Raw genomic sequence first — 5,397 nt, 5'->3', positions numbered from 1 at the left:
CGGCAATAGATGTGTGGAAGTAACGGATCCAGGCATCGGTGTAGAATCGTGATGACAGGCATCGGGGGTCTCCTGGGTGGTTTCGTCACTTCCCAAGGACCACGATCCCCTGTGCCTGTTCATTGTCGCGCCGCAACCATTGTTTAAGTCTTTGTTTAAAATATAAATAGTTAGGGGATGCCTCAGCCTCGAACGGCAGTTGATCGCGCGCAGGACGGTCGAATCCCGGCCGAATCCTTCATCGAGACGCTGATCGGCTCGGAGGTCTTCATGCCGGTCTATGAAAAACACCAGATCGGCGGGCTCCAAACCCAGGAACTCGCGCAGCCACTGAAGCTGGTCGACGCGGAGGGCGCCGAGGCGCTGGTGCTCTTCACCAGCCCGGAGCGCGCCAAGGATTTCGTCAAGGACCATCCGGGCTTCGGCGGCGGCCTGGTGGCGGATTTCGCCTGGATCCTCGAAAAGCTGGGGGTCGGTTACGCCATCATGCTGAATCCGGGGCTCGACTACGGCATGGACTTCGAGGCCCAGGACGTGGCTCAACTATTCCGACCGGGGTAACCAGTCGGCGAGCCAGGGTGCGACCACAAGTGCCGCGTACCGGCCATTCTGTACGCTCCGAGGCTCATTCGCTGTCTCGTCCCTCTCGGCGTCTGATCGCCTCGTCGCGCGCATCGTTGATTTCTCTCATGATGCTTTCAAGATCGGGCTCCTTGTCGCGGCCCTTGAAATGGCCGGTGAGCTTGATGTCGGGCGTCAGGTTGCCGCTCTCGTAGAGATACCAGATCTCCTGGCCATAGCTGGTCGAGAGCAGTTCGGGCGCGAACTGTCCAAAGTAGTCCGCCAGATTGCGAACATCGCGTTCCAGCATCCGGGCGGCATGATTGTTGGCCGCCGCGTCGATCGCCTGGGGCAGATCGATGATCACCGGACCCTCGGCGTCGATGAGCACATTGAATTCCGAAAGGTCGCCATGGACGATGCCGCCGCAGAGCATTTTCACCACTTCCACGATCAGCCGGCCGTGATACTCCAGGGCCTGCTCGCTGCTCAGTTCGAGATCGTTCAGTCGTGGCGCCGCGACACCCTCCTCGTCGGTGATCAGCTCCATGATCAGCACGCCCTCAAGGAAGTGGTAGGGACGTGGAACACGGACGCCCGCGGCGGCCAGTCGATAGAGGGCATCGACCTCGGTGTTCTGCCACAGGTCTTCCTGTTCCTTGCGGCCGAATCGCGAACCCTTTTCCAGGGCGCGGGCCTGACGACTGTTCCTCACCTTCCGGCCCTCCATGTACAGGGCCTGTTTGTGAAAGCCGCGTTTATTCGCTTCCTTGTAAATCTTGGCGCAGCGAACCACGCCTTCGGAGAGCACCACATAAACGGCGGCCTCCTTACCGCTCTTGAGCGGGCGGATCACCTCGTCGACAAGACCGTCGCGCATCAGCGGTTCGAGACTTTTTGGAACTTTCATCGTCGTCCTTTCGTACATGACCGACAGGCCGCGCTCGGGTCGGACCGGGCAAGCCTGGCGAATGATCATTGCTGGTAAAACATCCAGAACCCTGGCGACCGATTCGGTCCGCGCCCTTCGGGGCCTTTACCTTTCCCCTCGGACAAACAGCGGCGGCACGCGAATCAAGGCGATCGTCCACGCCAAAACGCAGGCGTGGGAACCATTCCCTCTCTCTTCAAGCGAAGGAGACGAGGCCATGGTTAGGGTCCGGCAGGGTGATGTCGTCCAGGCCCTGGTGAATCAGCCCGGCATTCTGCAATTTTCCGACGGTCTCGGTCACGCGCTTGTGTCGGATTCCCAGCCTGGCGGCGATTCGATTGAGCCTCGGGCTTCGCGCCCGCGCGGCGCGCCGGCCATGGAGATCGCGATTCTTGGATCGTCATTCGGACGTGGTAGGCTGGAAAGCGCAAGTCCTCCCAGCCGCGATGGCCTAATGGGCGTTCGACAGGCTGGGCTTCGGAAGTTCATCCCAGTTCAGAGTGGGTTGGCGAGTCGGGCGGGAGTTGGCGACGCCCCGCCAGAGGCGGCAGGCGTCGGGGCGTCGACCTATCAGGCCAGGCCGCCCTTAGCGGTTCCCAGCAAGGGCTTGGTTTCCTGTTTGGTCTTCTTGGCGTTGCGTTTTTCTTTCAAGGTCAGATTGGGTTTTTTCTTGGCTTCTTTGTTGCTTTGACGTTCTTTAGTCACGAGATGTTCTCCTGATTGGTGAAACGCTACTCAAGCAGTATAGGCGTCGGCGGTTTCCATCGCGGTTTTATCTTGCCGCCGCTTCAGCCCAGCGCTATCCGGCCTGTCTGGGTCCGATTTGAATATCCGTCACGAGCGCTCCGGCGCTCTCGTAGAAGGGCCGAGCAGGGTGAATCATGCAGCGCTATCGAATCCTCCATCGCACCTACTACAATTTTCCGGCCGAGATTCGGCTCGAACCCCATGCCTTACGTCTGCGGCCGAGGGAGAGCCACGAGCTTCGGATCGAGTCCTCGACACTGGCGATCACGCCTCCCGCGACCCTGCGCTGGCATCGAGACGTGGAGGACAATTCCGTGGCGATCGCGACATTCGAGGCGTCCACCAGCCAGCTCCTGATCGAGAGCGAGGTCATCATCCGGCATTCCAATCAGGCCCCACTGGATTTCCTGGTCGACGAGGACGCCGTGCACTACCCCTTTGTTTATTCAGCGGAGGATCGGGTGGTCCTGTCGCCTTACCTGGACGCCGACGAGCCGGGGGACGATGATCTCCTGGCCAAATGGGTCGCGGCCCTATGGAAGCCGGGCGAATCGATTCAGACCTATGCCCTCCTGCAACGCCTGAACCTACGCATCCAGCAGCAACTGACTTATCAGCTCCGCGAAGAGCCCGGCGTGCAAAGCGTCGAGCAAACCCTGAAGCTCGGCACCGGCTCCTGTCGCGACTCCGCGTCGCTGTTCATGCAGGCCGCTCGGCGCCTGGGACTGGCCGCTCGTTTCGTCAGCGGTTACCTCCAGACACCACCCTCGACGGTCGATTTCGGCGCGACCCACGCCTGGGCGGAGGTCTATCTGCCTGGCGCGGGCTGGAAGGGTTTCGATCCATCCAGTGGCGAGATCGTCGGGTCCAAGCACATCGCGGTGGCGGTGGCGCGTCTGCCCGAGTCCGTTCCACCCGTCTCCGGCGCCTACCTCGGACCTCCCGGCGCCACCCTGGATGTTGGCGTCTGGGTCTCCAAGGCTTAGCGCCGGGCGAATTCGGATAGCGGTCACGGCACCTTGGTGCCTGTGCCGGAGACCCGATCCTGTCAATCCGTCGATATTGAGCCATCATCATCGAACCGGTTCGCGGCGTCCCGCCGCGATGGGGACAGAGCCGATCCAACCCTTTATTCACCAATGGCCTCGCGCCAGGAGTTGCCCGATGCGAATTCGTTTCGGCTACGAATTGATCTATGCGTGCCCCCAGAGCACGCCCATGATCCTGACCCTCAATGTCCATTACAGCCGGGTCTCCGACCTGCTCTCTCCCGACCATATCCTCACCCAGCCCGCGGTTCCGATGACCGCCTATCGCGACGGCTTCGGCAACTGGTGCAGCCGCCTGGTGGCGCCGCCGGGGGACATCCGCATCACGGCGGACGCCATCATCAACGACAGCGGCTTGCCCGACGCGGTCGATCCGATGGCCTTCCAGCACGCCGTCGAGGATTTGCCCAGCGAGACCCTGGTCTATCTCCAGGGCAGCCGCTACTGCGAGACCGACCGTCTCTCCGAAACCGCCTGGTCCCTGTTCGGACAGACGCCCCCAGGCTGGGCGCGCGTCCAGGCGATCAGCGACTTCGTTCATCAGCACATCACCTTCGGCTATCAATATGCCCGCGCCACCAAGACCGCGCTCGAGGTCTACCAGGAACGCAGTGGCGTCTGCCGCGACTACACCCATCTGGCCATCGCCTTCTGCCGCTGCCTGAATATCCCCGCGCGTTACTGCACGGGTTATCTGGGCGACATCGGTGTCCCGCCCACGCCGGCCCCCATGGATTTCTCCGCCTGGCTGGAGGTCTATCTGGGCGGACGCTGGCACACCCTGGATCCACGCAACCGGGTTCCACGCATCGGACGGGTGCTGATCGCCCAGGGCCGCGACGCTGCGGATGTCCCGCTCAGCAACGCCTTCGGCCCCACCACGCTCAAGTCGTTCAGGGTTTGGGCCGACGAGGTTGGGACTAGTGGCCCATGAGGAGCAACACCGTCTGGGACCCATCCCGCCAGCCGGATCCATGGACCGCTGGCGGCTCCTCGTGGCTCGATCCCGACGAGCCGCCGCCGTTCGAGGTGGTCAACCCGCTGGGGACGGCGAACGCCCTGCTGGTCTGCGACCATGCCTCGAACCGGATACCGAGGCGGCTCGGCGATCTCGGACTCAGCTCCAGCCAGTTGAGCGAGCACATCGCCTGGGATCCAGGCGCGGCGGCGGTCGCCCGCGGGCTGGCCGCGCGACTCGATGCCACGCTGATCCTCGGTGGCTATTCCCGCCTGGTGATCGATCTCAATCGCCCGCTGGAGAGTCCCGAGCTGATCCCGACCCGCAGCGACGGGATCGAGGTTCCCGGCAATCAGGATCTCGACCCACTGGCGCGCGCCGCGCGCATCGCCGCCCTCTTCCAGCCCTACCACCAGGCCATCGCGCGCCGGCTCGACGCGCATCCGCAGCCTTCGCCGCGCCTGCTCAGCCTCCACAGCTTCACCCCCGTGCTCGCCGGCCAGCGGCGTCCCTGGCCGATCGGTCTGGCCCATGGGCGCGACCCGCGACTGGCCAGACGCCTGCGGCGGACACTCGTTCCGCAGGGCGACTGGCTCGTCGGAGACAATCAGCCCTACGCGGTGGAGGACGCGCACGATTTCACCCTGCCCACCCATGGCGAGGGGCGCGGAATTCCGCATCTGATGATCGAGATCCGCCAGGACGGACTGCTGACAGCCGCGTCGATCGCCGCCTGGGTGGAGCGCTTGGCGCTGGCTTACGAGGGACTTGGCGAGGGATAGCGCGACCATCGCGGATTCGACCCTGTACTTTTCCGGGCCTTGAGCGAGACCCCGGCCGGTCGTGGACGCGGCGGGCACAAGCCTTGTGATGGCACCGATCACCCGCTTATAATCATGGTGATTATCCCCATTCCTCAGACGCGCCCTGACCTAGACACAAATCGACTAAACGGGTGTCTAACGCCGTACCCGGAGCGCGAGGAGGAGAGCCGCCATGGCCATCAACAACATTCAGTTTCAACCCATCCCATTACACACAACTCTCCGTGTCCGACATCTCCCTGGCCTATTTGATCCCAGCGGCGAAGTCCATGACGCGCGGCAAGCCCAGCCAGATGGTCTTCAAGCCGGGCTCGCCATCGCCTTTGC

The 5,397-nt window shown here is 63.0% G+C and carries 6 protein-coding genes; 4 read left to right on the top strand and 2 right to left on the bottom strand.

The features are described 5' to 3' along the window. Window positions 1-177: 177 nt before the first annotated feature. On the top strand, window positions 178-561 hold the full coding sequence (locus tag CKO27_RS23295; RefSeq protein WP_200377301.1) for an SseB family protein: 384 nt from the start codon (window positions 178-180) through the stop codon (window positions 559-561). 64 nt (window positions 562-625) lie between these two features. On the opposite strand, the gene CKO27_RS23290 is transcribed toward CKO27_RS23295, so the two are convergent. Continuing rightward, a complete protein-coding gene (locus tag CKO27_RS23290) occupies window positions 626-1,471 on the bottom strand; it encodes a PA4780 family RIO1-like protein kinase (RefSeq protein WP_200377300.1) in 846 nt (281 codons plus the stop codon). Between the two features lie 591 nt (window positions 1,472-2,062). Next, on the bottom strand, window positions 2,063-2,197 hold the full coding sequence (locus CKO27_RS25090; RefSeq protein WP_276570203.1) for a hypothetical protein: 135 nt from the start codon (window positions 2,195-2,197) through the stop codon (window positions 2,063-2,065). Between the two features lie 176 nt (window positions 2,198-2,373). Here CKO27_RS25090 and CKO27_RS23285 point away from each other — a divergent pair, with 176 nt between their 5' ends. The 3 genes from CKO27_RS23285 to CKO27_RS23275 all read left to right on the top strand — a co-directional run bounded on the left by CKO27_RS23285 (window position 2,374) and on the right by CKO27_RS23275 (window position 5,028). Next, entirely contained in the window at window positions 2,374-3,225 is an 852-nt protein-coding gene (locus tag CKO27_RS23285) for a transglutaminase family protein (protein WP_200377299.1), read from the top strand. A gap of 178 nt (window positions 3,226-3,403) precedes the next feature. Then, window positions 3,404-4,222: a transglutaminase-like domain-containing protein gene (locus CKO27_RS23280; protein ID WP_200377298.1), complete on the top strand. Its 819-nt coding sequence runs from the start codon at window positions 3,404-3,406 to the stop codon at window positions 4,220-4,222. Continuing rightward, the gene (locus tag CKO27_RS23275; protein WP_200377297.1) at window positions 4,219-5,028 is read left to right on the top strand and encodes an N-formylglutamate amidohydrolase; all 810 of its coding nucleotides are present in this window, start codon (window positions 4,219-4,221) and stop codon (window positions 5,026-5,028) included. The genes CKO27_RS23280 and CKO27_RS23275 overlap by 4 nt, the downstream gene beginning before the upstream one ends. Window positions 5,029-5,397: the final 369 nt, after the last annotated feature.

Source organism: Thiocystis violacea (assembly GCF_016583575.1).
Classification (GTDB): domain Bacteria; phylum Pseudomonadota; class Gammaproteobacteria; order Chromatiales; family Chromatiaceae; genus Thiocystis; species Thiocystis violacea.
The sequence above is the reverse complement of the archived record's forward strand: the minus strand, read 5'-3'. Positions and strand labels throughout refer to the sequence as shown.